This window comes from Microcystis sp. M_QC_C_20170808_M9Col, assembly GCF_007095495.1.
GTDB classification, from domain to species: domain Bacteria; phylum Cyanobacteriota; class Cyanobacteriia; order Cyanobacteriales; family Microcystaceae; genus Microcystis; species Microcystis aeruginosa.
In genome coordinates this window covers 1-26,600 of sequence record NZ_SFBZ01000285.1, presented here as the reverse complement: position 1 = coordinate 26,600, position 26,600 = coordinate 1, and the positions used below count along the sequence as shown (strand labels likewise).

The 26,600-nt window shown below is 41.9% G+C and carries 21 protein-coding genes; 12 read left to right on the top strand and 9 right to left on the bottom strand.

Annotation, left to right across the window (positions count from 1 at the left end):
- Nucleotides 1–432: 432 nt before the first annotated feature.
- Entirely contained in the window at nt 433–1,620 is a 1,188-nt protein-coding gene (locus EWV68_RS18275) for a glycosyltransferase (RefSeq protein ID WP_287170633.1), read from the bottom strand.
- A 151-nt stretch (nt 1,621–1,771) separates the two neighbouring features.
- Here EWV68_RS18275 and EWV68_RS18270 point away from each other — a divergent pair, with 151 nt between their 5' ends.
- From EWV68_RS18270 to EWV68_RS18250, 5 genes are all read left to right on the top strand, one after another.
- Nucleotides 1,772–2,995: an NAD(P)/FAD-dependent oxidoreductase gene (locus EWV68_RS18270; RefSeq protein ID WP_287170632.1), complete on the top strand. Its 1,224-nt coding sequence runs from the start codon at nt 1,772–1,774 to the stop codon at nt 2,993–2,995.
- Nucleotides 2,996–3,025: 30 nt separating this feature from the next.
- Entirely contained in the window at nt 3,026–4,228 is a 1,203-nt protein-coding gene (locus EWV68_RS18265) for an S-layer homology domain-containing protein (protein ID WP_287170630.1), read from the top strand.
- Between the two features lie 183 nt (nt 4,229–4,411).
- Nucleotides 4,412–6,631: a heavy metal translocating P-type ATPase gene (locus EWV68_RS18260; protein ID WP_287170634.1), complete on the top strand. Its 2,220-nt coding sequence runs from the start codon at nt 4,412–4,414 to the stop codon at nt 6,629–6,631.
- A 90-nt stretch (nt 6,632–6,721) separates the two neighbouring features.
- Nucleotides 6,722–7,774, top strand: a complete 1,053-nt coding sequence (gene hemE, locus EWV68_RS18255; RefSeq protein WP_012266095.1) for a uroporphyrinogen decarboxylase — start codon at nt 6,722–6,724, stop codon at nt 7,772–7,774.
- A 144-nt stretch (nt 7,775–7,918) separates the two neighbouring features.
- Nucleotides 7,919–8,866 carry an NAD-dependent epimerase/dehydratase family protein gene (locus EWV68_RS18250; protein WP_287170629.1) on the top strand — a complete coding sequence of 316 codons (948 nt, stop codon included), beginning with the start codon at nt 7,919–7,921 and terminating at the stop codon, nt 8,864–8,866.
- 458 nt (nt 8,867–9,324) lie between these two features.
- Here EWV68_RS18250 and EWV68_RS18245 read toward each other — a convergent pair whose 3' ends face one another.
- Nucleotides 9,325–11,052, bottom strand: a complete 1,728-nt coding sequence (locus EWV68_RS18245; RefSeq protein ID WP_061432154.1) for an ABC transporter ATP-binding protein — start codon at nt 11,050–11,052, stop codon at nt 9,325–9,327.
- A gap of 372 nt (nt 11,053–11,424) precedes the next feature.
- Complete coding sequence (gene cysC / locus EWV68_RS18240) at nt 11,425–11,970, bottom strand: adenylyl-sulfate kinase (protein WP_002740078.1); 546 nt, start codon at nt 11,968–11,970, stop codon at nt 11,425–11,427.
- A gap of 297 nt (nt 11,971–12,267) precedes the next feature.
- Here cysC and EWV68_RS18235 point away from each other — a divergent pair, with 297 nt between their 5' ends.
- Both EWV68_RS18235 and EWV68_RS18230 read left to right on the top strand, forming a co-directional pair.
- Nucleotides 12,268–14,436: a lytic transglycosylase domain-containing protein gene (locus EWV68_RS18235; protein WP_287170628.1), complete on the top strand. Its 2,169-nt coding sequence runs from the start codon at nt 12,268–12,270 to the stop codon at nt 14,434–14,436.
- A gap of 248 nt (nt 14,437–14,684) precedes the next feature.
- Nucleotides 14,685–15,506 carry an energy-coupling factor transporter transmembrane component T family protein gene (locus EWV68_RS18230; protein WP_287170627.1) on the top strand — a complete coding sequence of 274 codons (822 nt, stop codon included), beginning with the start codon at nt 14,685–14,687 and terminating at the stop codon, nt 15,504–15,506.
- Between the two features lie 142 nt (nt 15,507–15,648).
- Here EWV68_RS18230 and coaE read toward each other — a convergent pair whose 3' ends face one another.
- The 3 genes from coaE to EWV68_RS18215 all read right to left on the bottom strand — a co-directional run bounded on the left by coaE (nt 15,649) and on the right by EWV68_RS18215 (nt 17,234).
- Nucleotides 15,649–16,248 (bottom strand): dephospho-CoA kinase, encoded by a 600-nt coding sequence (gene coaE, locus EWV68_RS18225; RefSeq protein ID WP_061432152.1) that lies wholly within the window; start codon nt 16,246–16,248, stop codon nt 15,649–15,651.
- A 61-nt stretch (nt 16,249–16,309) separates the two neighbouring features.
- Nucleotides 16,310–17,035 carry a phosphoribosylaminoimidazolesuccinocarboxamide synthase gene (gene purC, locus EWV68_RS18220; protein ID WP_081106806.1) on the bottom strand — a complete coding sequence of 242 codons (726 nt, stop codon included), beginning with the start codon at nt 17,033–17,035 and terminating at the stop codon, nt 16,310–16,312.
- A complete protein-coding gene (locus EWV68_RS18215) occupies nt 17,019–17,234 on the bottom strand; it encodes a hypothetical protein (RefSeq protein WP_287170626.1) in 216 nt (71 codons plus the stop codon). The genes purC and EWV68_RS18215 overlap by 17 nt, the downstream gene beginning before the upstream one ends.
- 134 nt (nt 17,235–17,368) lie before the next feature.
- Between EWV68_RS18215 and EWV68_RS18210 the strand changes: the two genes are divergently transcribed.
- Nucleotides 17,369–17,665 carry a DUF7219 family protein gene (locus tag EWV68_RS18210; protein WP_287170625.1) on the top strand — a complete coding sequence of 99 codons (297 nt, stop codon included), beginning with the start codon at nt 17,369–17,371 and terminating at the stop codon, nt 17,663–17,665.
- 87 nt (nt 17,666–17,752) lie between these two features.
- Here EWV68_RS18210 and thrS read toward each other — a convergent pair whose 3' ends face one another.
- On the bottom strand, nt 17,753–19,552 hold the full coding sequence (gene thrS, locus EWV68_RS18205; RefSeq protein ID WP_287170623.1) for a threonine--tRNA ligase: 1,800 nt from the start codon (nt 19,550–19,552) through the stop codon (nt 17,753–17,755).
- A gap of 134 nt (nt 19,553–19,686) precedes the next feature.
- Between thrS and EWV68_RS18200 the strand changes: the two genes are divergently transcribed.
- A complete protein-coding gene (locus EWV68_RS18200) occupies nt 19,687–20,607 on the top strand; it encodes a metal ABC transporter solute-binding protein, Zn/Mn family (RefSeq protein ID WP_287170622.1) in 921 nt (306 codons plus the stop codon).
- A 302-nt stretch (nt 20,608–20,909) separates the two neighbouring features.
- Here the strand turns inward: EWV68_RS18200 and EWV68_RS18195 are convergent, their stop codons facing one another.
- Complete coding sequence (locus tag EWV68_RS18195; RefSeq protein WP_287170621.1) at nt 20,910–21,989, bottom strand: CobW family GTP-binding protein; 1,080 nt, start codon at nt 21,987–21,989, stop codon at nt 20,910–20,912.
- Nucleotides 21,990–22,091: 102 nt separating this feature from the next.
- Nucleotides 22,092–22,529 carry a DUF4079 domain-containing protein gene (locus EWV68_RS18190; RefSeq protein WP_046660890.1) on the bottom strand — a complete coding sequence of 146 codons (438 nt, stop codon included), beginning with the start codon at nt 22,527–22,529 and terminating at the stop codon, nt 22,092–22,094.
- A gap of 4 nt (nt 22,530–22,533) precedes the next feature.
- On the opposite strand from EWV68_RS18190, the gene EWV68_RS18185 reads away from it, so the two are divergent.
- The 3 genes from EWV68_RS18185 to EWV68_RS18175 form a co-directional block, all read left to right on the top strand.
- On the top strand, nt 22,534–25,170 hold the full coding sequence (locus tag EWV68_RS18185; RefSeq protein ID WP_287170619.1) for a M1 family metallopeptidase: 2,637 nt from the start codon (nt 22,534–22,536) through the stop codon (nt 25,168–25,170).
- Between the two features lie 65 nt (nt 25,171–25,235).
- Complete coding sequence (locus EWV68_RS18180) at nt 25,236–25,769, top strand: type I restriction enzyme HsdR N-terminal domain-containing protein (RefSeq protein ID WP_061432146.1); 534 nt, start codon at nt 25,236–25,238, stop codon at nt 25,767–25,769.
- Between the two features lie 771 nt (nt 25,770–26,540).
- Nucleotides 26,541–26,600 (top strand): helix-turn-helix domain-containing protein (locus tag EWV68_RS18175; RefSeq protein WP_235194806.1); only part of this gene is annotated, 60 nt, incomplete at its 3' end.

The following is a 26,600-nucleotide window of genomic DNA, read 5'->3' as shown; positions in this document are numbered from 1 at the left end:
TCGTAACGCACCACATCTATCATTAATTTATTTGGTGCGTTGCAAGTAAAACGTAGTGCGTTAGACGGCGACAATCTCTGCTTAAACTTAAATCTAACAATCCGTCGTAACGCACCACATCTATCATTAATTTGTTTGGTGCGTTGCAAGTAAAACGTAGTGCGTTAGACGGCGACAATTTCTGCTTAAACTTAAATCTAACAATCCGTCGTAACGCACCACACCTATCATTAATTTAACTTTATTATAACATATAATTAATTTGCAAGAGTTCTTATCTATCATTAATTTATTTGATGCGTTACGCTATCGCTAACGCACCCTACTACTAATTATTGTACTGTAAAAGGATAATGCTGGGTTTTTAAAGGTTCCAATTTTAACAGGTCAAAAGTCCTATTTTAAAAGGGTTTTACCATTATTCAGCAAACCCTAATTAGGATAAACTCGCCCTTTCCAACCTCCCCCTTGACCGCGCCAATAACGCAGGGCAGAATCGACGGTCATTAAACTATAAAAGAGGGCAATTAGGGGTAAAGTTAAAGCCCGCAGGGGGGATAATTTATATAGTCTTAAAGTCGGGCTATAGGAGAGGGCGATTAGTAATAAGGTGACGGCGCTAATTATGATAATTGATGTTTCTTTTAAGACTAATCCCCAGATTAAGCCCAAGGGGGCGGCTAAATAGGTTAAAAACATCCCGAAAATTGTGCCAATTAACCAAAGTGTTGAGTAATTTAGTTGTGTGAAGGCGGTGCGGGCTACCATATTCCAAATGCTGGCTAAATCCGGATAGGGACGGAGACTATAGGTGGTTTCTGTTAATCCTAACCAGATGGAACTCTCGTTATTTTCTGGGTGATTTTGCAGATATTTTTTAACCGCAATCGCCAAAGAACAATCATCAATTAAAGCTTGTTTAATAATTTCAATACCGCCAATTTTTTCTAGGATATCTCGGCGAATTAAAATGCAACCCCCGGCGGCGGCTGCTATCGGGGAATTAGGGTTATTAACTAGGGGAAAAGGATAGAGTTTCTCGAAGAAAAAAACAAAGGCAGGAATAAGAAATTTTTCCCAAAAACTGTCACAGCGTAGCAACACCATCAGGGAAACTAAAGCTTGTTTTTCCTGTACTGCTTTAGTAACTAATTGGGTTAAATTATCTGGTGCGTGGGCAATATCGGCATCGGTAAAGAGAAAATAATCGGGAGCGAATTTCTCGGTAGCCTCTTTTATTCCCTGTTTCATTGCCCATAATTTACCCGTCCATCCTATCTCTAAAGGTTGTCCAGCAATAATAGTTATTTGTCCAGATTTATGAGATTGATCAGCAATTTTTTGAGCAACTTTTCCCGTGCCATCACTGCTTTGATCATCAATTAAAATAATCGAAAATTCCCCTTGATAATCTTGGTTAAAGAGGGAAGCTAAACTGATAGGTAAAACGTCGGCTTCGTTTCGTGCGGGGATAATTGCCGAGACTTTTGGATAATTTGTTAAGGGAGAAGTGACAGGATTAATTTTTTGGTTAGATAGCCAAAACTGTCCCCTAGCTAAGATTAAATATAACCAAATTATCAGCGATAGGAAAGTAACTAATAATAATAAAAATGTCATAAGTTAGTCCGCCTTTTGATGAGAGAATAGGGAACAGGTCAAAAAGAGTATCAAATTTAGATGGACAACAGCTTCATAAGTTTGGGGTTTAACAGAGGGCATTTAGGGTAAAATAAAAGCAAGTTAGCAAGATTAGGCGAGGGCGTAAATCATGGATTATGATGTCGTAATTATTGGGGGCGGACCAGCGGGAGGTCACTGTGGCAGATTATTAAGTGAAAAAGGTTATCGTGTTCTTTTGGTGGAACAACATTCTAGTTGGCAAGATAATAATTTTTCTAGTGCCGCTTCTCCCCTAGAAATTTTAGAACAATTCAATCTCCCCGAAACCGTGGTGGCTAGGTTTTGGAAAAATATCGAAATTATCTCCACTAGCATACATCATTTTTGGTCATCACCGCAACCTTTAGGGGTAGTTTTTGATTTTGCCAAATTGCGAGAGTTTTTAGCGGCGGAAGTGCTGCGTTGGGGGGGAGAAGTTCGTTTAGGTTGTCGTTATCTGAAATATCAACAAACGGAGAATCAGCTAACTGTTTTCTTGAAATCAAAAGACGAGGAAATCGAAACAGTTAATACTCGTTTATTGGTTGATGCCACGGGATACGCTAGAGCAGTTATGTATAAACACAGACGAGAAAAACCTAATTTTTTAAAAGCAGTGGGCATTGAATATTTAATTGCTGTGCCAGAAGTAGATTATCAAAAGTATCAAGATAATTTAGTTTTTTTTCTCGGTCATAAATGGAGTCCTAAAGGTTATGGCTGGATTTTTCCTATGGATAATCAGCAATTAAAAATAGGAGCGGCTTGGTTAGAGGGAGAACATCCTTATATTTCTGAAGTTAAGCCTTTAAAAAGTTATATTACACAAATTATTCAAACCTACATGAATCTCTCTAAATATGATATAATCGACATTCATGGTTCTATTTTAGAATATTCGCTCAATCTGCAAGATATTTATTATCAAGAACCGAATATTATAGCGATTGGTGATGCTGTTTCTACGGTTAACTTTTTAGGAGGGGAAGGTATTCGCTATGCTATGAAAGGAGCCGAAATTGCTTGTCAATACATGGAAGAATATTTACAGGGAAAATCGAGTAGTTTTGCCCCTTATCAACAGAGGATGCAGGAATATTTTCAACCAAAATGGAATTTATCCGATCGCCTCAGTCGCAAAGTTTATTTAGAATATAGTGATGTGCGTATAGATCAAGGAGTATCCTATCTCAAGTATCTTGCCACCCAGGATATAATCGACATTTTATTTTACTACAAATTTGAAAAATACACAAAAGGGTTAGGAGGATTTCTGCTGGGGAAATTACGTCAATGGTGGCACCGAATTTTCCCTAGTCAAAAACCTGAGTAAATAGGCTAGGATAAAGCTAAGGAAACAATATTGGTAAAGACCGTGAGTAAGTTTATTCGCTACAGTACAATGATCACCCTGCTGGGCATTTTAGCAGCCTGTAGTGGCAATCCTGTCCTAGAAAATCGTCTGGCTGCCGATCCTAATCTACAAACAACTCCCATACCAGAAAACTCTCCTAATAACAAGCAATTACCCGCAAATTTTCCCGCAGAAATTCCTCGATATAGTCAATCAGAATTATTATCCGTGCAGACAAATCCTGATAATACTGGTGGGCAAACTCGTTGGCAATCCAACGATCCCAGCAATGCGATCGAGGCTTTTTATCAACAGGAATTAGTTAATAATAATTGGGAAATTATCACTCCCTTTTCTGGGGAGGGAGTCAATAGTACCCTAACGGCCCGTCGAGATAATTTAGAATTAACTATCACCATAACTGCCACTTCTCCCAATACGGAATATAGCCTCGATTATCGTCCAACGGGAACCCCGATTGCTTCCCCTAGTCCCTCCCCCATTTCTTCCCCCTTACCCAATCTTAATCCCACCAGTTTTAACGATCTCGAATCCTTACCTAATCCCTTAAAAAGCCACATTCAAGACTTAGCTAGATTAGGAGTATTAACTGGTAATAACAATCAGTTTAACCCTAATAATACCATAACGCGCCGAGAATTTGCGCGCTGGTTGTTACAGGCTAATAATGCCATTTATGCCAATGTAGCGGGTAAACAAATCCGTTTAGCTACTCCCAATAGTTCCCCAGCTTTTAGTGATGTTAAAAATAACGATCCCGATTATATTTATATTCAAGGATTAGCGGAAGCGGGGTTAATTCCCTCTCCTTTAACGGGAGATAGTAGCGCCCTTTTATTCCGTCCCAATGCTCCTTTAACCCGGGAAGATTTAATCGCGTGGAAAGTGCCATTAGATATTAGAAAAGCTTTACCGAGCGCCAATCTTGATACGATTAAAAATACTTGGGGTTTTCAGGATACTAATAAAATTAACCCGCAGCTGGTGCGCGCTCTTTATGCCGATTTTCAAAATGCTGAACAAGCTAATATTCGGCGAGTTTTTGGTTTTACTACCCTATTTCAGCCAAAAAGACCGGTAAATCGCGCTGAAGCTGCCGCTGCTTTATGGTATTTTGGTTTTCAGGGTGATGGTGTTTCCGCTGCCGATGCTTTGCAGGGTCAAGATACGCAACAGAGTGGGGTTAATTGAAATTTGTCCATAAAAACTAAGGGTGTGTTAGGAAAATACAGACACTCTTTTTGACATTTCTTCATATCTATTCAGAAAAATTAACAAAGGATTCTTGACCCTGCAGCTGGGGTAATATTTTATCCTAAAGATATAACTCTGCTGCAGGGGATTTTCTTGCTGACTTCCGCTGCTATTAACATTATGACCCATCAAACTCTCAAACTCGCCGGGATGAGTTGCGCTGGTTGTGCTAATTCGATCGAACGGATAATTAAATCTATCCCCGGAGTGATTCGATGTCAAGTTAATTTTGGCATGGAACAGGTGGATGTGGACTATGATCCCAAGCGTACCGATCTTAACACTATTCAAGCAAAAGTTAGGGATGCCGGTTTCCAAGCTACACCGATAACGGAAATTAATCTCGAATCCAGGCCAGAAAAAGAACTTCTCACTAAACTATCGATCGCTATTGTTATTAGCATTATACTTTTTATCGGTTCTTTGCCGATGATGACGGGTTTATCTCTATCTTTTATTCCCCACTGGTTACACGCTCCCTTATTCCAATTAATTCTCGCTACTCCCGTCCAATTTTGGTGTGGTCAAAGTTTTTATAAAAATGCTTGGAAAGCCTTTAAAAACCGCACTGCCACCATGGACACTTTAGTAGTTTTGGGAACCAGTGCCGCCTATTTTTATTCCCTGTTTTTAACCTTCGGGAGCGATTTTATCGAAAAACAGGGGTTTAATTCCCATGTCTATTACGAAGCATCAGCTATCGTCATTACTCTGATTTTACTCGGTCGTTTCCTCGAAAAACGTGCCAGAAAAGAAACGGCCGCCGCTATTAAACAATTAATGAGATTACAGGCAAAAACTGCTAGGGTGATTAGGGAAGAACAGACGCTAGATCTACCGATCGAAGAGGTAAAAGTAGGAGATATAATTTTAGTGCGTCCGGGAGAAAAAATTCCCGTCGATGGCATAATTATCCAAGGCAGTTCTAGCATTGATGAATCGATGGTGACAGGGGAAAGTTTACCCGTGCGAAAAACCGTCAATCAACAGGTAATCGGTGCGACAATTAATAAAACCGGTAGCCTACAAATGCAAGCGTTACGAGTGGGAAAAGATACGGTTTTAGCTCAGATTGTCCGATTAGTGCAAACCGCGCAAGCATCAAAAGCACCTATACAAAGATTAGTCGATCAAGTGACCGCTTATTTTGTGCCGGTGGTGATGATTATTGCGGTAATAACTTTCTTATTTTGGATTCTCCGCACGGGTAATCTCACCCTCGCTTTGATTACAATGGTGGAAGTCCTAATTATCGCCTGTCCCTGTGCGCTAGGATTAGCTACACCCACCTCGATTATGGTGGGAACAGGACAGGGAGCAAAACAGGGAATTTTAATTAAAAATGCCGAAAGTTTAGAATTAGCCCAGGGCATTACTACTATTGTTCTAGATAAAACCGGAACTCTCACCCAGGGTAAACCAACGGTGACGGACTTCTTGACTCGCGAGGGGGTGGGGGATGGACGGGAATTATCGCTGCTGCAGTTAGTCCTATCGGTGGAGAATCATTCTGAACACCCGCTAGGAGAAGCAATAGTTAGATATGGGCAGTTAAACCAGATTAAAACCCTAGAAGTAACAGAATTTGACTCAATAACTGGGTCAGGAGTGCAGGGAAAAGTCGGGTCAGATTTCGTGCAAATCGGTACACAACAATGGTTAGAAAGTCAAGGGATCGAAACAAAAGTTCTTAAAAAAGTCGCCCACGATTGGGAATGGCAGAAAAAAACCGTGGCTTGGATAGCGGTTAACGGGCATTTAGAGGGGTTGCTCGCCATTTCCGACGTTTTAAAACCTTTTTCTTCTTCAGTGGTCGCCAAACTCAAAAAAATGGGCTTAGAGGTGATGATGATGACGGGGGACAACCTCGAAACCGCAGAAGCGATCGCCAGCGAGTTGGGTATCCGGCGCTTTTTTGCCGCACTCCGTCCCGAACAAAAAGCCGAAAAAATCGAATATTTGCAGAAAAAAGGGAAAATAGTCGCCATGGTTGGAGATGGCATCAATGATGCGATCGCATTGGCGCAAGCGGACTTAGGTATTGCCATTGGCACGGGGACCGATGTAGCGATCGCCGCCAGCGATATAACCTTAATTTCGGGAGATTTACAGGGAATTGTGAGCGCTATTGAGTTAAGTCGGGCAACAATGCGAAATATCAAAGAAAATCTCTTTTTTGCTTTTATTTATAACCTGATTGCCATTCCCATCGCTGCCGGAGTCCTCTATCCTTTTCTGCTCAATCCGATTATTGCCGGTGCTGCCATGGCTTTAAGTTCCCTTTCCGTGGTGACGAATGCCTTGCGATTGCGTCGAGTTCATCCCAGGGTGGGGGGATAATTTTCGTTAACAATTCTTAAGGAAAAACCAGAAAAATTAGCTGTACGGGGGATGATACCGTAGAAAAGGCAATAGAATAATCATCCTGATATGACTGACTCCCCTGAAATACCTTATTTATTACGCGCTGCCAAAGGAGAAATCTTACCCCGTCCTCCCGTGTGGATGATGAGACAAGCAGGACGTTATATGCAGATTTATCGAGAATTGCGGGATAAATACCCCAGTTTTCGGGAAAGATCGGAAAATGCCGATTTAGCGATCGAAATCTCCCTGCAACCCTGGCGCGCTTTTCAACCAGATGGGGTGATCATGTTCTCCGATATCCTCACTCCCCTGGCGGGAATTGGTATTCCCTTTGATATTATCGAAAGTAAGGGGCCGATTATCGATTCTCCCATTCGTACTCAAGCGCAGGTGGACCAACTTAATCCCCTCGATCCCGATCAGTCTTTACCTTTTATCAAAACGATTTTAAAAACCCTACGTCAAGAGGTGGGAAACAAATCCACTGTCCTCGGTTTTGTCGGAGCGCCTTGGACTTTAGCAGCCTATGCAGTGGAAGGGAAAGGTTCTAAAAGTTATTCTGTGATTAAAGGGATGGCTTTTTCGGAACCCTCGGTACTGCACCAATTTTTAGATAAATTAGCGGATATGATTGCCACCTATGTCCGTTATCAAATCGATTGTGGGGCGCAAGTGGTACAAATGTTCGACTCTTGGGCGGGTCAATTAACTCCCCAAGATTACGATGTTTTTGCCTTACCCTATCAACAAAAAGTAGTCCGTTTGGTGAAAGAAACCCATCCCGATACACCCTTAATTCTCTACATTAGTGGCAGCGCCGGCGTTTTGGAAAGAATGGGTAAATCGGGGGTTGATATTATTAGCGTCGATTGGACCGTGGATCTGGCCGAAGCGAGACAGCGTTTAGGTAAAGCGATGATGGTTCAAGGTAATATCGATCCGGGGGTTTTATTCGGTTCCCAGTCTTTTATTCGCGAGCGGATTATTGATACTATTCGTAAAGCAGGTAATCAAGGTCATATTCTTAATTTAGGTCATGGTGTTTTGGTGGGAACTCCTGAAGATAACGTGCGTTTCTTCTTTGAAACCGCTAAACAATTTAGTTATCAGGACTAGGGAACAGGAAATGGGGAAATGGGGAAATGGGGGAATGGGGGAATTCAACTAAAACCCTAAAACCCTAAAACCCTAAAACCCCAACACCATTTTTACTTTTTACTTTCAAACTGTCCCCTAAATTCTGCCGTATCAATTAAAATAATGAAAAAGATATTTCTAACGGGTGTGAGTGGCTGTATTGGGCATTATATCGCTGAGATTTTACTGGAAAATACCGACTATGAATTATATTTTTTAGTTCGTAATCCAGAGAAGTTAAAATTTACTTACCAAGGGCGATCAAATGTTCATATACTTTTAGGCGATATGGAAAATATTGGGGTATATGCCGATCTTTTAAAAACAATGAATATAGCGGTTTTAATCGCTACCAGTTGGGGAGGAGAGGAGGAAAGTTATCAGATTAATGTGGTAAAAACCCTAGAATTAATTAGTTATTTAGATGCTCAAATCTGCGAGAAAGTCCTCTACTTTTCCACTGCCAGCATTCTCAATCAAAATAATCAACCTTTACCGGAAGCTGGAGAGATAGGAACTAATTATATCCGCACTAAATATATTTGTTATAGTAAATTTACTGACCTAGAAATCGCCGATAAAATTATCACTTTATACCCCACTTTTGTCTTAGGTGGTGACGAAAATAAACCCTATTCTCATATCTATGGTGGTTTACCGGATGTGTTGAAATATATCGGTTTAGTGCGTTGGTTTCAAGCTGATGGCAGTTTTCATTTTATCCATGCCAAAGATATAGCTCAAGTGGTGAATTATTTAATCGAAAATCCCGCACCAGAAAGCAAAATTGTCCTAGGCAATCAACGCACAACAGCTAACCAAGCAGTGGAGGAAATCTGTACTTATTTAAACAAAAAAATCTATTTTCGCATTCCTTTATCTTTAACCATTGCTAACTTTTTTATCAAAGTTTTTAACTTGCAGATGGAACCATGGGACCGCTTTGCCATGAATTATCGCCACTTCACCCACATTAAAACCTATACTGCTGCCGATTTTGGTTTAAAAAACTATTGTTCCACCCTCGATGATGTTTTAGCCTTGCGAGGAATTCCCCGAAAAAAACCCTAAGTAGGGTTTGCGGCAAAAAGCTTTTCCTGGGGGCAGGGTGTGTCAGGGAAAAAGTACCTGAATTTTCCCCCCAATCACTCCAAAGGTCGGCACTTTTTGAGGGAAAACAAGTCTAAAAACCCTATCCAACAAGGTTTTTAGATTTATTCAGCAAACCCTAAGTAGAGGGAACGGAAAAATATCTATAATTAATTCTGTCTGGATACTTACAGCGTTTCCCTAAAGATGAAGTCTAACCTAATTCCGCAACTGACTTTCCAAAACGAAAACTTCCTACCTCACCATTAAGATAACTGCTATATCGGTGACTCTTAAATTAGTACAAATATATGAACAACCGCGTGTAAGCATCCCACCGAAAAACTAATGCGCTCCGGGGTTTGGGGGGTTCTACCCCCCAAAAACTTGGCTTGAGTGATAAAATCAGAAATAACGCCCAACTCTTAACGCCAAATAGACTAATCTTGAAATTGTCTAGCATGAAATTGAGCGTAACGACCATTAAGATTTAATAACTCCTCGTGATTACCCACCTCAATAATTTCACCCTTTTCTAAGACTAAAATACGGTTAGCTTTTCTGACAGTTGCTAATCGGTGAGCAATAACAAATACTGTGCGCTCCGTCATAATTCTTTCTAAAGCTTCCTGCACTAAAGCTTCCGATTCCGAATCGAGCGCGGAAGTCGCTTCATCTAAGATTAAAATTCTCGGATTAGATAAAACCGCTCGTGCGATGGCGATTCTTTGTCTTTGTCCACCCGATAAATTAACACCCCTTTCTCCCACATAGGTATAGTAACCCTGGGAAAGTTCACCGATAAATTGATGAGCATTAGCAATTTTTGCCGCTTTTTCCACCTCTTGCAGATTAAAATCTCCCTGGCCAAAAGCGATATTTTGGGCTATAGTGCCAGAAAAGAGAATATTTTCCTGTAAAACTACGCCAATTTGTCGCCGGAGACTTTTTAAAGTCACATCACGAATATCCACCCCATCGATTAAAATCTTGCCAGAAGTGGGGTCATAAAAACGCAATAAAAGATTAACTAAAGTGGTTTTTCCCGCTCCCGATGCTCCCACTAAAGCAATCATTTCGCCAGCGTGTGCAGTAAAATTAATATTTTTTAAAACCTGTCTGTCCTGGTTGTAATAAAAATTTACTTGACAATATTCAACTTCTTTGCTATGGGGTTGCAGATTGATCGCATTCGGTTTTTCGGTAATTGTTGGCAAAATAGCTAACAATTCAAAAATCCGATCCATGGAGGCTTGCCCCTGTTTAAATTGATTATAATTACTGGTAATATGGGCGATGGGATCGATTAACATTGCCACCGCTGCCACATAACTAACAAAGTCAATTCCAGTTAAATTCTTTTGGGAAATTTGCCAACCAGCGAGAAAGAATAAAAAGATGACACCGAGAGCTTGTAAGAATCCCACCACGACGTATTGTAAAGCTTTGGTGGATTCTGATAGGTATTGAGCGCGGCGATTTTCCTCCGCTTCTTGGGCAAAAAGCTCGGTTTGATAATCTTCAGCAGCGAAAGCTTGCACCACACGAATACCGCTAAAAACTTCGGTTAATAACGCAGAAAGATTAGATATTTTCGCTTGGGCGCGACGAGCATATTGTAATAATTTTTCACCAAAAAATCCCACCAAAACTCCCAACAAAGGAGCGATAATAATGACAGCGATCGTCAATTGCCAGTTAACAATAAACATATAGGCAAAGACGACAATTAACTGTAAGGCTGAGGGGATAAAATCATGGAAAAATTTGTTAATTACTTCCCCAATGCGATCAATATCTTCCGTTAAACGATAGGATAAATCACCAGTTTTCGCCGTTTCAAAGTAATTTAAACCGAGGGTTTGCAGGTGTGCATAAACTTTTTTTCTTAATTCGAGGGCAATTTTTAAAGAAGCTTTTGCCATCAGGGAATCTTGCCCATACTGAGACATTCCCCGCAGTAAAAAAACCACTGCCCCCACCCCCGAAAGTGTCGCCAATGCTTGCACATTTCCCTCGCCGATATATCTGGCCATTTGTCCGGCTAACCAAGCTAAAATCGGCCAAAATACCGTAAATCCGATCGTACAGATGAACGCCAAAATAATTGTTTGGGTTTGGGGACGGAGATAGGGAATGAGGTTCCAATAACTAGAGCGAGATTTCAAAATAATTTAGCGCCTTTAAATATAAGTATTCCTGCAAAATTAATTTGCTAGTCGAGACAGTTATCAGTTATCAGTTATCAGAACGTAGGTTGGGTTGAAGCATGAAACCCAACACATTCATGGATTACGCTACCGCTAACCCATCCTACAAATAATTGTGCCTCCCTACTTACTGTTTACTGATCACTGATTACTGTTTAGACACTCTTTCACTTTGGCCAGAGGTTTACTCAGAGGTATAATTAACTTTGCTTAGGTACTGAAGAAAAGGAGATTGACTAACAAATTTGCTTAAGGGGTTAATCAGGATGCAGAGACGTTTTTAGTCCACGTCCCTACGATATTTTCCAATAATACAAAGTTATTTTGTGATCAAACCGCCACAGCTTGATGAATGTAGCCTAATTCCGTCAATTTGTTCCAGACTTTGGCGACACTTTCCTCTAAAGTCTCTAAATCAGTGCGGCATTCCACTTCCGGGTTAAAAGGTGGTTCATAGGGATCGTCAATTCCCGTAAAAGACTTGATTTCGCCAGCACGCGCTCTTTTATATAATCCTTTCACATCGCGATCCTCACAGACGCTTAAGGGAGCATTCACGAAAACTTCGACAAAACTCCCAATTTTCCCCCGTACTTCCTCGCGAATCTCACGATAGGGAGAAATAGCCGAAACTAGGACAATTACACCGTGACGGGTGAGCAAATTAGACACAAAACCAATGCGACGGATATTTTCATCGCGATCCTCTTTACTAAATCCTAAACCTTTGGTGAGGTTCGTCCGTACTATATCGCCATCGAGAACTTCAATTGAATAACCTTCAGCGATTAATTTTGCCTGTAATGCCTCGGTAATCGTGCTTTTCCCCGCACCGCTCAATCCCGTTAACCAAACCGTCACGCCGCGCTGTTTCATAGCAACCATTAATAATACTTAAATCCTGTTTAGCGTACCATATCTCAGGGATCAGTGATCAGGAGATAGGAGATAGGAGTCAGGAGATAGGAGTCAGGAGCCGGTCGTCAGGAGATAGGAGATAGGAGATTATTTTATTTATTCTCCCCACACCCCACCTCCCCATTCCCCCTCCCCACACCCCACCTCCCCACTTCCCACTTCCCCACTTCCCCACTTCCCCAACCTGATTGAAACAAACAACCTGTCACCACGATCACTGATAATGTATGTTGAGTTACTGTCTTGAATAAGGTAATGTTTAAGAAATTCCCCCCTCACACCCCGCTCATTCTTGGACTAGGTTCTGGGGTTGCGCTTTTTACTCTCACCAGTCTCTTTCTCTTTCACCCGAAAATTCTCGCTTGGCTCGATCGCAATAGTGCGTCGGTTCCTAGCCAAGCTCCTAACCAACCCTCTGCCGTGGTTGATAGCGCTTCCTTACCACAAACCGAGCGAGATGTCAAGTTAAAAGATGTTGCTGATGCCAACGCGCCCTCTTTAGATCGTAGTCGCGCCCGCTATCTCTTGGCTATGGATTTATTGAGAAAATATGAAGGCGGTCCGGCTTTAAAACAATTAGAAGGCTTAGAAAAACAATATCCTGTCCTCGCTCCCCAGATTCTCCTCAAACAGGGACGCGCCTACGAATTAAGCAATGATAGTGAAAGAGCGCGAGAAATTTGGCAAAAATTACTGGAAACCTATCCCCAATCGCCCGTAGTGGCGGAAGCTTACTACTCTTTGGGCAAATACGACCCCAGTTATCATGAAAAATTGCTCAAGGAATACCCCCGACACCCGCGCACTTTGGCTTTAATTCGCCAACGTCTTCAAGAAAATCCCGATCAATTTCCCCTATGGTTACAGTTAGCCAAGGCTAATCCTTTTGATCCTACCCTCAATCAGGCCCGCGATCGTTTGGTGAAAGACTACGCCGAGCAGTTAACTCTGGCGGATTGGGCAATGATTGGGGCGGGTTATTGGCAGTCGGGATTGTACGAAAAAGCCTATAAAGCCTACGCTAAAGCCACTCCTAGCCCCGAACAAGCCTATCGTTACGCCCGCGGGCTACAAATTGCCAAAAAACTGCCAGAAGCTCGCACCGCTTACCAAAAATTAATTAAAACCTATCCCCAGGCCCCAGAAACCGGTTTAGGATTACTGCGACTCGCCCAAATTTCTCCTAACCGCGATGCCATAGCATATCTCGATCGCATTGTCAAGCAATTTCCCGATCGCGCCCCGGAAGCTTTGGAAGCGAAAGCCAAATTACTCAACTCAACTAATGCCCAGGCCGCTAGTCAAACATGGCAAACTTTATTAAATAAATACCCAAAATCCGACGAAGCCGCCGATTATCGCTGGTTAATGGCCCAAAGAGCCGCTAAATCCGGTGATTACGCCAAGGCGTGGCAGTGGGCGCAGCCAATTGCGGTTAATAATTCCGATAGTCAAACTGCCCCGAAAGCAGCCTTTTGGGTGGGAAAATGGGCGCAAAAACTCGGCAAAAACCAAGAAGCAAAACAAGCTTTTACCTACACTATTTCTCGTCATCCCCATTCCTATTATGCTTGGCGCTCGGCGGTTTTATTAGGTTGGGACGTGGGGGATTTTACCACTGTCCGCTCCTATAATCCTACCACCGTCAAACCCGCCACTCGTAACGATCCCCCCGCTGGTTCGGAAGCTTTCAAGGAATTATATCGAATTGGTGAAGATACGGACGCTTGGAATCTCTGGCAAGCAGAAATTGTCGATCCTTGGAATTTAACCGTTGACGAACAATTTAACCTCGGTGTCTATAAACTCTCTCGCAATCAAAATTTAGAAGGAATTAACCTGATTTGGCGCTTGCGAGAAAGAGATACCCCGGAGGAAAAGAAAGCCTGGAAACTCCTGCGACAAAATGATAAATACTGGCACGCTTTATTCCCTTTCCCCTACTACGATACCATCCTGCAATGGTCAAAAGATAGACAATTAAATCCCCTGCTAGTGACGGCTTTAATCCGGCAAGAATCCCGCTTTGAAAAAGAAATTCGTTCTCCTGTGGGGGCAGTGGGATTAATGCAAATTATGCCCGATACGGGTAAATATATCGCGGGTAATACTGGCAATAAAAGTTATTCTTTAACTAATCCCGAAGATAACATTATGATGGGGACATGGTATCTCGATTATACCCACGGTAAATTCGCAGGAAATTCACTTTTTGCTGTGGCTAGTTATAACGCCGGACCTGGGGCAGTTTCCAAATGGAGACAGCGTTTTGATTTTAGCGATCCCGATGAATTTGTTGAGAATATTCCCTTTAGAGAAACTAAGGGTTATATAGAATCGGTGTTTGGTAATTATTGGAATTATCTCCAGATTTATAACCCCGAAATTCAAGAGCAAATGAACAGAATTGCTAACCCTTCCTAGGGAATTGATGGGGATGGGTAATTAACTCATTCCCTTAAAGTTATAATTAAATTGAAGATATATCCCCCCTTAATCCCCCCTTAATAAGGGTGTGCCTATCCCCCCTTAATCCCCCCTTAATAAGGGTGTGCCGATCCCCCCTGCCCCCCTTGATAAGGGGGGTGCCGATAGGCGGGGGGATCCCCCTTAATAAGGGGGGCATCTGACAGTTTTTAACACCTAGCTACTTACTAACTTTTTTCTTGATTATGCAATCATTTAACTGGCAAACCGTCGATCGAGATTCTCCTTTTACTCGCCTAGATTTTCGGACAAAATTAACCATGATGATCGTGGTTACTCTCATCGCTTTTACTTGGGAAAGTCCCCTCGCTGGCGGTTTTCTAACTCTTATTGTCGCTTTAGCTTGTCTCTGGGCTGGGGTAAAATGGTCTTATCTCCTCACCATTTTAAAATTCATGGCTCCTTTTTATCTATTCTTATTAATTACCATGGGATTTTTTAATGTGGAACAGGTAAAAGCTTTAACGGGAAAAACTGAATTAACTCCCTTATTAACTGTCGGTTCTACTCAAATGACTGTCGAGGGAACCCTCTACGGTTTAAATGTGATCTTTAAAACTCTCACCATGGTTTTAATTATTCCCCTCGCTATTTTTACCACTGATATAAATCAGATGATGGTGAGTTTAACTAAAGCCAGAATTCCTTACAAAATAGTCTTTATTTTTTCCTCTACCCTGCGCTTATTTCCTCTCCTAGTAGAAGAATCCCGATCGATTATTTCTGCTCAAAGATTACGAGGATTAGCAATAGAAAAAATGGGTTGGTTACAAAAAGGAAAAATTTACGCTTCTATCGCTGTACCCTTAATTTTAAACGCTATGGCTAAATCGCAAAAATTAGAGGTAGTTCTACAAGCTAAAGCTTTCTCTGGTGATCCTAATCGCACATTTTTACAGGAATCAATCTTAACCAATAAAGACTATTTATTAATGATTGGCTTTCTATTTTTATTGGTTTTGGCAATTATTCTCTATGTAAAATTCGGGGTGGGAAAATTTGCCTAGTTGTTTTAAAATTAATCCCTATTGTAAGTAGTTAGGTGTTAAAAACTATCAGTTTCCCCCCTTATCAAGGGGGATCCCCCCGCCTATCGGCACCCCCCTTATCAAGGGGGGATTAAGGGGGGATCGAACCCAAAATCTATCTTCAATTTAATTCTAACCAGCTACTTATAGCTCGATCGATCTGGGTATATAAAGCTTCTAAATCTCCGGAATTGTCTAAAACAATATGAGCTAAGGCAATTTTTTCGGCTAAAGGCATTTGATTATTAATCCGAGCGATCGCTTGTTCCCTAGTTAAGTTATTTCTAGTCATTAAGCGTTGAATTTGTTGCTCAAAACCGCAGGAAACCACCCAAATCTCTGTGACTAAATAGGTTAATTTGGCTTCAAATAATAAAGGGATGGAAAAAACAACTATCGGGGCTTCTAACTGCTCTAAATGCCGTTTAAAACATTCTCTAACGTAGGGATGAATCTGACTTTCTAACCAGATTTTTTCCTCGGGATTATTAAAAATAATCTCTCCTAACTGTTGGCGATTAAGGGAATTATCCTCAGTTTTAACTTTTCTGCCATAACGCTGAAAAATTCTCTCTAAAATTGCCGAACCTTTTTCCACTGCTTCCCGGGCATAAATATCCGCATCAAGGACAGGAATTTTGTAGATATTTTCTAAATAATTGGAAACCGTGGATTTACCACAGGCTATTCCCCCTGTTAACCCGATAATTCTTCTTGACATAAATTATTAAATTGCTAATCTCAATTAAGGTGCGTTACGCGCTCGCTAACACACCCCACAGTTATAAACTCTCTATCTGTTGTAAAACTCTTGCTTGTACTTGTTGATAGGCAGTTTCCACATCTCCTAAATCGCGACGAAAACGATCCTTATCGAGAATGCGCGCTTGGGCATCCTCTTGGGTTTTATCCCAGAGACGACAGGTATCGGGACTAATTTCATCACCTAGATAAATTTTGCCCGTTTTATCAACTCCAAATTCTAACTTGAAATCGACGAGAATAATTTGGCACTTATCGAAAAATTCTTGCAGATATTGATTGATTTGCAGGGCTAAATCTCGTAACTGATTGACTTGCTCCTCGCTGGCAATATCGATCACTTTTATGCGATCGGGCGTTAACAAAGGATCGCCCAAAGCATCATCCTTGAGGTAAAATTCTACAAGAGGAAAAGGTAAAACTTTCCCCTCCTCTAATCCCGTTTGCTTGCACAAACTCCCGGCGGCGATATTTCTGACTACTACCTCCAAAGGAATGATTTTAATCGCCTTGACGCGCATTTCCCTAGAACTAGGGCGATCGATATAATGGGTAGGTATTCCTAGGGATTCTAACCATTGAAATAGGGCAGTGGAGACAGTACAGTTAATTTCTCCTTTGCCGACAATTTGCCCGCGTTTTTGGGCATTAAAAGCGGTGGCATCGTCTTTGTAATAAGTGAGCAGAATATCGGGATCATCGGTTTGATAGAGAATTTTGGCCTTACCTTCATAGAGTTTTTCCATAGTTATCATCCTCGGCAATTGATAAACGAAAATCGATGGTTAATCGGATAGTGGAGTAAATTTTGGCGATCAACCTAGACAAAAAATTTATATCATCGGGGAGATGATCGTTGAAAAAAATAATGTATAATTGCTGCTTAAAGATAACTGCCAACATTTTGCGACCGAATCTTAACCTATAACCAAAAAGTGTCACCATCCCAGGGTTCAACTTTTGGCGAATCGGCCCAGTTTTTACTTAAATCCCCAATGATAGCCAACAACTGATATTATCTCCCATTACCATTACCGAAAAATCTAAAGAAATTCCGCAAAATTACCCGCCGTCGCCCTATGAACCAGAATCCTCCTAACGATGATAACCCAAATCTCCCCGATCGCCGCAAGGAGAATTTTCTCTATCCTCGCGCCCCCTATTATGGAGAATTTAAGCCGGAGAATTTGCTATTTAACGCCAATTTACAGGAATTTGCCCAAAAAGTCAGTTTTATTTGTAATCTGGAAACCGGGGGCAAAATCAGTTCTCTAGAAGCCTACCAAAAAATTAAAGCCCTCTGGAAAGACTTAAAAGAGAGCAAAAAAGGCCTAGGCATTGGGGAAAATCCCTTTCAAAAAGATGATGATACCTAAAGGGTAATCAATAAAAATCTCCTGGGTTGATCAAAAACACTGGGACAGAAATATTTTCTGTCCCCATAGAATTAGATAAGCAAACGCTTAAAAATTACCGTGATTTTGGATGGCACTTTCTAATTTTGCCACCACTTCCTCGACGCTAATTACCCCTAAATCGCCCGTGGCACGGGTGCGAATACTTAAACTATTACTTTCCATTTCTTTTGCCCCCACCACTGCCATCACGGGGATTTTTGCGGTTTCAGCATTGCGAATCATTTTACCCAAACGTTCGCCACTGGTATCGGTTTCGGCGCGAATTCCTAACAACTGCATTTTCGCTGTCACCTCTTTAGCGTAATCCAATTGACTATCACTAACCGGTAATAATCGTATCTGGACAGGGGCTAACCAAAGAGGAAAATCCCCCGCGTATTCTTCGATTAAAATACCGATTAAACGTTCCAAAGAACCAAAAGGTGCGCGATGAATCATCACCGGACGTTTACGATTACCATCTTCGGCAACGTATTCTAATTCAAAACGTTCGGGTAAATTATAATCTACCTGTACCGTTCCTAACTGCCATTCTCTTTCGAGGGCATCTTGGAAAATAAAGTCTAATTTTGGACCATAAAAAGCCGCTTCTCCGGGGGCTTCAAAATAATCCATCCCCAAAGTTTGCACCGCTTTTCTAATCGCTGATTGTGCCTTTTCCCAAGCTTCATCGGAACCGATATACTTATCCGATTCGGGGTCACGAAAACTCAATCGCGCCTTAAAATTCTTTAATTGTAAACTCTTAAACACCGTCAAAATTAAATCAACAACGCTTAAAAATTCCTTGTCTAATTGTTCGGGAGTGACAAACAAATGGGAATCATCGACGGTAAAACCGCGAACTCTAGTTAATCCTCCCAATTCTCCCGATTGTTCGTAACGATAAACTGTCCCGAATTCTGCCAAACGCATCGGCAATTCCCGATAGGATCTCAAATCACTTTTATAGATTTGAATATGAAAAGGACAGTTCATCGGTTTGAGGACAAATCCTATTTCTTTACCAGCAGATTCCTCATCGTCTGCCATCATGGGAAACATATCTTCTTTGTACTTTTGCCAGTGACCGGAAATTTTAAACAAATCGACGCGAGCAATATGGGGAGTAACTACGGGTAAATAACCGCGTTTTAACTGTTCTTTTTTGAGAAAATCTTCTAACAAAGAACGAATTAAAGTTCCTTTGGGAGTCCATAAAGGCAACCCCGGCCCGACAGAATCAGAGAAAATAAATAAACCTAATTCTTTGCCTAATTTGCGATGGTCCCGTTTGAGGGCCTCTTCCTTACGGCGCTTGTATTCGGCTAATTGTTGGGGATTTTCCCAGGCTGTGCCGTAAATGCGCTGTAATTGCGCTTTATTCTCATCCCCGCGCCAATAAGCACCCGCTACCGTCTCTAATTCGATCGCTTTCGGGTCTAGTTCGCTTGTATTATCTAGATGCGGACCGGCGCACAAATCCCACCAAGCGTCACCAAGATGATAAAGGGTGATGGGTTCTTGAATTCCCGCCAGAATTTCCAGCTTATAGGCTTCATTAATCGCTTTAATGCGCTTTTCCGCCTCTTCCCGAGAAACTTGCTCGCGAATCACCGGCAGTTTTTTATTGATAATTTTGACCATCTCTTTTTTGATGTCCTTGAGATCCTTATCGGTAAAAGGTTCCGGCACATCAAAATCGTAGTAAAATCCAGTTTCAGTCCAAGGCCCGATAGTAACTTGGGCTTTTGGGAATAATTTCTGCACCGCCATCGCCATCACATGGGAGGTGGTGTGACGAATTCGCTTGAGGTGGTCGGATTCGCTGGTTTTCGGTAGTTTAATCGGGGCTTGGTTATCCATATCTCTTGAATTTACACCTTCTCTATTCTCTATTTTAATAGTAAAAGGAGTCTTTAGTCAGGAAAAAAATCAAGATAGATATCAATGCCATTTCCCCTCATCTCTAACCTCTAAACCCTCATCTCTATTTCCCGATGAAAAAACTAATTTTATCCTGTTTATTTTTGGGATTGGTTGCTTGTAATGCCTCGGTTAATACCACCGATAACCAAAAACCCAAGGTAATCTCCACTAGCACAATTATCGCCGATTTAACCGCACGAGTGGGCGGTGAAGAAATTGACCATCAAGACATTTTAAAACCGGGGGATGATCCTCACGTTTATGAACCAGTTCCCGCCGATAGTGTGGCTTTAGAAAAAGCTGATTTAATTCTCTATAACGGTTATAATCTCGAACCGGGGTTAATTAAAATGATCGATTCTACGGCAGTTAAAGCGAAAAAAGTGGCTGTGGGAGAAGCCATTACACCTTTACAACTGGAAAAAGAGGGGCAGAAAGTCCCCGATCCCCACGTTTGGGGTTCGGCCAAAAACGGTATAATCATGGTGGAGAAAATCCGAGATCAATTGATTGAATTAAGTCCCGAAGATAAAGAGATTTTTACTGAAAATGCCGCCGAATTAATCAGGGAATTAGAAAATCTTGATCGCTGGATTACTGCGGCTATTCAAACTATCCCCCCTTCCCAAAGGCAATTAGTCACCACTCATGACGCTTTTCAGTATTATGCTCATGCCTACGGTTTAAAAGTTGCGGGAACTTTAATTGGCATTAGTACCGAAGAACAACCTAGCGCCCAAACGGTGAAAAATTTAGCCGATGCTATTAAAAATCTCCAGGTTCCTGCTATCTTTGCCGAGACGACTATTAATCCCACTTTAATTACCACTGTAGCCGCAGAAGCGGGGGTAAAATTAGCACCACAACAATTATATTCTGATTCGATCGGTGCGGTGGGTACTGGGGGGGATAGTTATATAAAAATGCTCAGGGAAAATACTCGCTCGATCGTAGAATCTTTAGGGGGAAAAGTACCTCAAGAAGGTCAATAGACCTCTTGTAAAAATCAAAAAATTGTCCTTAGAGTCAGGAGTTAGGAAGGCAGAAATACCGACAATCAGCAATTATCGGTGACTTTTAGATGATGACAAATGGATCAGCAGCTGCCTGTAAGCATCCCACTGAAAAGCTAATGCGCGGGGGGTTTGGGGGCGGCGCCACGCCCCCAACGGGGGGTTTGGGGGGTTCTACCCCCCAAAAGCTTGGATTGAGGGAAAAAATCGAAAGTAACGCCCGACTTTAGCAGAGAGTTTCCCCTTAAAAATCCCAACTTAGTAGATTTACAAAGCGGGGTTTATTTCCCAAATCCTTTACCGCGATTGACAGCAGGTAAAATGAGACAACTGTTAATCTGTTCTTTTAGGGTTTCATGATCGAGATTTTGACCGATAAGAACTAGCTGATTTTTGGGAGTACCTTTCCATTCGTCATCTTCGAGAGTAAAACGTTTGCCACTGAGGTGAAAAATATGACGTTTAGGACTTTCATCAAACCAGAGAATACCCTTAGCGCGGAAAACGCTTTCCGGTAACTGATTATCGAGGAAATATTGGAACTTCCGAATCGAAAAAGGTTGGTCACTAGCAAAGGAAATAGAAGTAAATCCATCCACCTCTAAATGATTGGAATGATCGTGATGATCATGATCGTGATCATGATCGCAATGGTCGTGATCGTGGTCGTGGTGATCATGGTCGTGGTGTTCTTCTTCTGTGTCGAAATATTTATCCGATTCAAATAGTCCGACGCTGAGAATTAAGGGTAAAGGGACTTGACTTTTGCTAGTACGAAGAATTCTCGCTCCTTCCTTCATGTCCCGGATTCTTATTTCTAAAGAATCCACATCCGCTTCATCCACTAGATCGGTTTTATTGAGAACAATAATATCACCGTAGGTGATTTGACTTAAGGCCGCTTGCGAGTTGAATAAATCGAGACTAAAATTGGCACAATCCACCATAGTGACAATGGAATCTAAACGGGTCATTTCCCGTAATTCCGTACCTAAAAAGGTTAAAGCTACCGGTAAAGGATCGGCTAATCCCGTGGTTTCTACGACTAAATAATCGATTTTTTCGGGACGTTCGAGAACTTTATAAACTGCTTGAATTAAATCCTCGTTGATCGTGCAGCAAATACAGCCATTATTTAATTCTACCATGCTGTCATCACTACTGATAATCAGTTCGTTATCGATACCGATTTCACCGAATTCATTGACAAGAACAGCAGTTTTTAATCCCTGTTGATTGCTGAGAATATGATTGAGGAGAGTAGTCTTACCACTACCAAGAAACCCAGTAATAATTGTTACTGGAAGACCTTGTTTTGGCACTGACATCGTGTTAATAGCTTGTGATTCGACGGTTTGCATAATGATTTGGGGGTGAGTATTCTGTCACTAAAAAGCGATTTTTCGGGATGAGATAGCTAGTTTTTCTCGATCAAACAGTCTCCACTCGATCGCCGACTATTTTTATTGTAGATATTTTTGGACTACATCCCATCCTGTTAGGGTAACAAAAAGAAAACCCAGAAACAATAAAAGATTAGTGCCGATGTGGAGAGACCGCGCTAGAGGTGGACGAGTTGTAATGTTCAGGCCGCTAATTGCCGAAACAAAAACCAGAAAAACCACCGATAAACCCGCTATCAGGTGGGAAGAGTGGCCTAAACTGCCATAATGACCGATTGTTCCCACTAATCCGATTCCCAGCAGAATTAAGACCAAAGCAACCATGATCAGGCCGCTGAGGAGATGAAAGGATCTTAACCATTTCGGTCGAGATTGGCCCGCGAGTCGTCGATAACCCATGTTTACCCCCGAAACCGCTAGTAAAAAATAGGCAAAGAGAGCAAATCCCATCGACCAAGCGGCAATTTTCCATAACCAGAGAAAGGAAGGGAGATTCATAGGGGTGGGATTATTATTAGCAAGGAAAGGGACGACCGATCGTGTTAATTTAAGTTTACCGGACAAAAATCAGCAAGTTAGGGCTAATATGTCTCATCTCACCATCGACACGGAAAATAATCAGCGTCAACCCTTTGAGTTACCCGGGGCTAAACCCCATTATAACCCCGATCGACCCGGACAAGTTAATCATATTTTTCTCGATTTAATTATTGATATTCCCCGACAAAGTTTTCAGGGCAGCTGTCAGATTACCCTCACCCCCATTCGTCAGGGAATTAGCAGTTTAACTCTGGATGCGGTGGATCTAAATATTAATTCTGTGTTTATTGAAGGTATCAGTCAACCCTTTGACTATGATCGGTCTCTCCTGACTATTCATCTGCTACAACCCACCACCGATAAACCGATTATCCTGACGATTAACTATCAGGTTAACCAACCACAACGGGGATTATATTTTATCGGACCAGACGAATATTATCCCGATAAACCGATGCAAGTTTGGACCCAGGGAGAAGATGAAGATTCTCGCTTTTGGTTTCCCTGTTTTGATTACCCTGGCCAATTAACTACCTCCGAAATTCGGGTGAAAATTCCCCAACCCTATATCGCTATTTCTAACGGGGAATTAATCTCGGTGGCAACCGTTGGTGAGGACAGAATTTATCACTGGTCACAAAAGCAAATTCATCCCACCTATTTAATGACTCTTGCGGTGGGAGATTTTGCTGAATTATGCGACTCATGGAATGGTGTTCCTGTCACTTATTATGTGGAAAAAGGACGGGAAGAAGAGGGCCAAAGAAGTATGGGTAAAACTCCCCGCATGATCGAGTTTTTTAGCCAAAAGTTTGGTTATCCCTATCCCTATCCCAAATACGCACAAGTTTGTGTAGATGATTTTATTTTTGGTGGGATGGAAAATACTTCTACCACAATTTTAACCGATCGCTGTTTAATTGATCAAAGAGCCAGCATTGATCATACTTGGACAGAAAGCTTAGTTGCCCATGAATTAGCTCATCAATGGTTCGGTGATTTAGTGGTGATTAAACACTGGTCTCACGCTTGGATTAAAGAGGGAATGGCTTCCTATTCTGAGGTTTTATGGACAGAATCGGAATACGGAAAACCAGCTGCTAGTTATTATTTATTAGGGGAAGCAAGAAGTTATTTAGAAGAAGATACTTCCCGCTATCGTCGTCCGATTGTTACTCATGTTTATCGAGAAGCGATCGAACTTTATGATCGTCATCTCTACGAAAAAGGTGCTTGTGTTTATCACATGATCCGCTCTATTTTAGGGGAAGATTTATTCGGAAAAGCGATTCAGACTTTTGTGCGGGATAATGCCCATAAAACCGTGGAAACTGTGGACTTATTACGGGCGATCGAAAAAGCGACCGGCTACAATTTATTATTCCTCTTTGATCAGTACGTTTATCGCGGTGGTCATCCCGATTATAAGGTGGCCTACAGTTGGGACAATCAGAATAATTTAGCCCAATTAACTGTCACCCAAACCCAGGATGAAAAAGAACTATTCGACTTGAAAATTCCCGTCGCTTTTGCCTATCTCAACTCTGAGGATCTTACCTACAATCTGCGGATTCACCAAAAAGAACAAAGTTTCTATTTTCCCCTAGCACAAAAGCCCGATTTTGTCAAGTTCGATCGGGGTAATAATTTCCTCAAAACCGTCACTCTTGAGTATCCCATCGGTGAATTAAAAGCGCAATTACAACAGGATCCCGACCCGATTTCCCGTATCTATGCAGCCATAGCCATTGCTAAAAAAGGCGGTTTAGAAGCGATCAAAGCTTTAGGGAAATCCCTAGAAAATGAGCCTTTTTGGGGGGTGCGTGTGGAGGTGGCCAAACAGTTAGCAACTCTTCGGTTAGATCAGGCGGTTACTGCTTTAATTAAAGGTTTAAACGACGAAAAAGCACAAGTACGTCGGGCAATTGTCGAGGGATTAAGTGAAATTAAAACCTTAGATAGTTATAATGCGCTTAAATCCCTATTAGAAACTGGAGATGCTAGTTATTATGTGGAAGCGGCCACGGCGCGAGGATTAGGCTCCATGGCCGTGGGACAATTGCAAAATAAAGAAGGGGAAATTATTGACCTGCTCAATCATATTTTACAGTTAAGAAAGGGGTGGAATGAGGTAGTAAGAGCGGGCGCAATTGGGGGTTTAAGCCAGTTAAAAACCTCGCCGGCGGCTTTGGAGTCAATTTTGACCTACACGGTTTTAGGCACGCCTCAACCCCTGAGATTAGGAGCTATCCGCGCCCTAGGAGCGATTTCTTCGGGACAAACCACCGACAAATTAACCGTAATTTTGGAACGTTTAGAAACCATTGCCAAGGAAACTTTTTTCTTGACGCAAGTGGCAGTGTGTAACGCTTTAGGACAGATAGAAAATGCCAAAGCTATCGTTATTTTACAAGCTTTGAGCGCTCGAACTCCCGATGGTCGCGTCCGTCGTGTAGCGGAGGAAGCAGTACAAAAAGTCCAGAAAAAATTAGGTTCCGAGAAAGCAATTCAGGAAATTCGCGAGGAATTAGAAAAAATGAAACAGGAAAATCAGGAACTTAAAAGTCGTTTGACCAAATTAGAGGCGAAAAATAGTTAGTTAAGCTGAGTTATCAGTTATCAGTTATCAGTTATCAGTTATCAGTTATCGGTCTTGAGAGAACCATGGGATTAGGAGAAACAGACACCAGAGCCAAATTAATTGACCCCGTCCTGCATCAAAGAGGATGGACCGAGGATTGTCTCAAGCGAGAAGAAACCCCGGGGGCAATTCAAATTATCGATGGGGAAGCCGAACGCGCCAGGGGGAGGATTGATTATACCCTGCGAGTTGCCGTCAGTAGCGACAGCCAACCCGTAGCCTTCGCCCTAATAGAAGCAAAAAAGGAAAATGCGCCCCCCACTGAAGGCTTAGAAAAGGTCAAACGCTATGCTAAGGCTCTAAATGTACTGTTCCTCTACTCCTGTAACGGTCATCTTTTTGTCGAATATGATCGCACGACGGATATAACTTCAGTCCCTCAACCCCTCAGCCAATTTCCTACCCCGGCCGAACTGAGGGGGAGATACGAGCAGTCTGTAGGCTTCAGCCTAGCAGAGGAGGTCGCCCGTCCCCTGCTGACTCCCTATAAGGTAGGGCTATTTCATTCTCAAGAAAAAAGGAGAAATACGGCGAGAAACGAAATTTTAGCGACATAAAGACAATAATTGGCGGATGTTGTCCTTATTGTGGTCAATTCCCTTTGTTAAAGAATCATAACCCTCTAACCTCTACAAGGTTAAAACCCATGTCTTTAACAAGGAAATGTTGATGGGGGAAAGTCCCTTTTTCTGGGGACTACGATCCTCGTTTTGAATCACATCCTTGACCCAATGTAAGCGATTTTCCATTTTCCAATGTCCTCTGATTCCCTGAGCAAGATGACGGCAGTTGGGCGCATGAGAGGTCAGATAGTAACCTGTTCACTCAAAGTCATGTTCTTCTCCCCTTCCCTGACGGGTCACCCTAACCACACAGTTAGCCGACTGCCATTTGGGGTCTATCTCGACAGTACGGGAAAATACCTCAACTTTACGATAGACCTCCCTTCCCCGTGTTCTATCTTCTTCTTGGTACACCTTCAGTGGTTCTTCAGTCTGACATTGGTTTTCGATAGCCTTAAACAATTTTTTTTGATTGTTTTTTACTTTCACTAAATAGGGCTTGCTGAATAAATCTAAAAACCTTGTTGTATAAGACTTTTAGACCTTTTAAAACTCGTCTAATCACTGATGTAGAGGGGATACGGGATATGGGCAGACCGAGTAACAAAAGACAAGTTACGACGATGGCGTTCTCAAAAACGAGACATTGCTTGATAGCCCAGTTCTCCACTCATCGAAAATTTTGGGTCTGAAACCCCGTCGTAGAACGACGGCTTTACTGTTAAATATTAGCACATTTACGAAATATATGCTAAAACGTGAGGTATGGAAAAAGCCTATTCGTTTCGATTTTACCCAACACCCGAACAAGAGTCGCTATTGCGG

Coding starts and splice junctions, on each gene's coding strand:
- EWV68_RS18200 (WP_287170622.1), top strand. CDS start 19,687: ATGAAAAAACTAATTTTATCCTGTTTATTTTTGGGATTGGTTGCTTGT.
- EWV68_RS18215 (WP_287170626.1), bottom strand. CDS start 17,234: ATGGTGACACTTTTTGGTTATAGGTTAAGATTCGGTCGCAAAATGTTG.
- EWV68_RS18235 (WP_287170628.1), top strand. CDS start 12,268: ATGTTTAAGAAATTCCCCCCTCACACCCCGCTCATTCTTGGACTAGGT.
- cysC (WP_002740078.1), bottom strand. CDS start 11,970: ATGAAACAGCGCGGCGTGACGGTTTGGTTAACGGGATTGAGCGGTGCG.
- EWV68_RS18270 (WP_287170632.1), top strand. CDS start 1,772: ATGGATTATGATGTCGTAATTATTGGGGGCGGACCAGCGGGAGGTCAC.
- EWV68_RS18260 (WP_287170634.1), top strand. CDS start 4,412: ATGACCCATCAAACTCTCAAACTCGCCGGGATGAGTTGCGCTGGTTGT.
- purC (WP_081106806.1), bottom strand. CDS start 17,035: ATGGAAAAACTCTATGAAGGTAAGGCCAAAATTCTCTATCAAACCGAT.
- hemE (WP_012266095.1), top strand. CDS start 6,722: ATGACTGACTCCCCTGAAATACCTTATTTATTACGCGCTGCCAAAGGA.
- thrS (WP_287170623.1), bottom strand. CDS start 19,552: ATGGATAACCAAGCCCCGATTAAACTACCGAAAACCAGCGAATCCGAC.
- EWV68_RS18230 (WP_287170627.1), top strand. CDS start 14,685: ATGCAATCATTTAACTGGCAAACCGTCGATCGAGATTCTCCTTTTACT.
- EWV68_RS18250 (WP_287170629.1), top strand. CDS start 7,919: ATGAAAAAGATATTTCTAACGGGTGTGAGTGGCTGTATTGGGCATTAT.
- EWV68_RS18190 (WP_046660890.1), bottom strand. CDS start 22,529: ATGAATCTCCCTTCCTTTCTCTGGTTATGGAAAATTGCCGCTTGGTCG.
- EWV68_RS18195 (WP_287170621.1), bottom strand. CDS start 21,989: ATGCAAACCGTCGAATCACAAGCTATTAACACGATGTCAGTGCCAAAA.
- coaE (WP_061432152.1), bottom strand. CDS start 16,248: ATGTCAAGAAGAATTATCGGGTTAACAGGGGGAATAGCCTGTGGTAAA.
- EWV68_RS18275 (WP_287170633.1), bottom strand. CDS start 1,620: ATGACATTTTTATTATTATTAGTTACTTTCCTATCGCTGATAATTTGG.
- EWV68_RS18180 (WP_061432146.1), top strand. CDS start 25,236: ATGGGATTAGGAGAAACAGACACCAGAGCCAAATTAATTGACCCCGTC.
- EWV68_RS18210 (WP_287170625.1), top strand. CDS start 17,369: ATGAACCAGAATCCTCCTAACGATGATAACCCAAATCTCCCCGATCGC.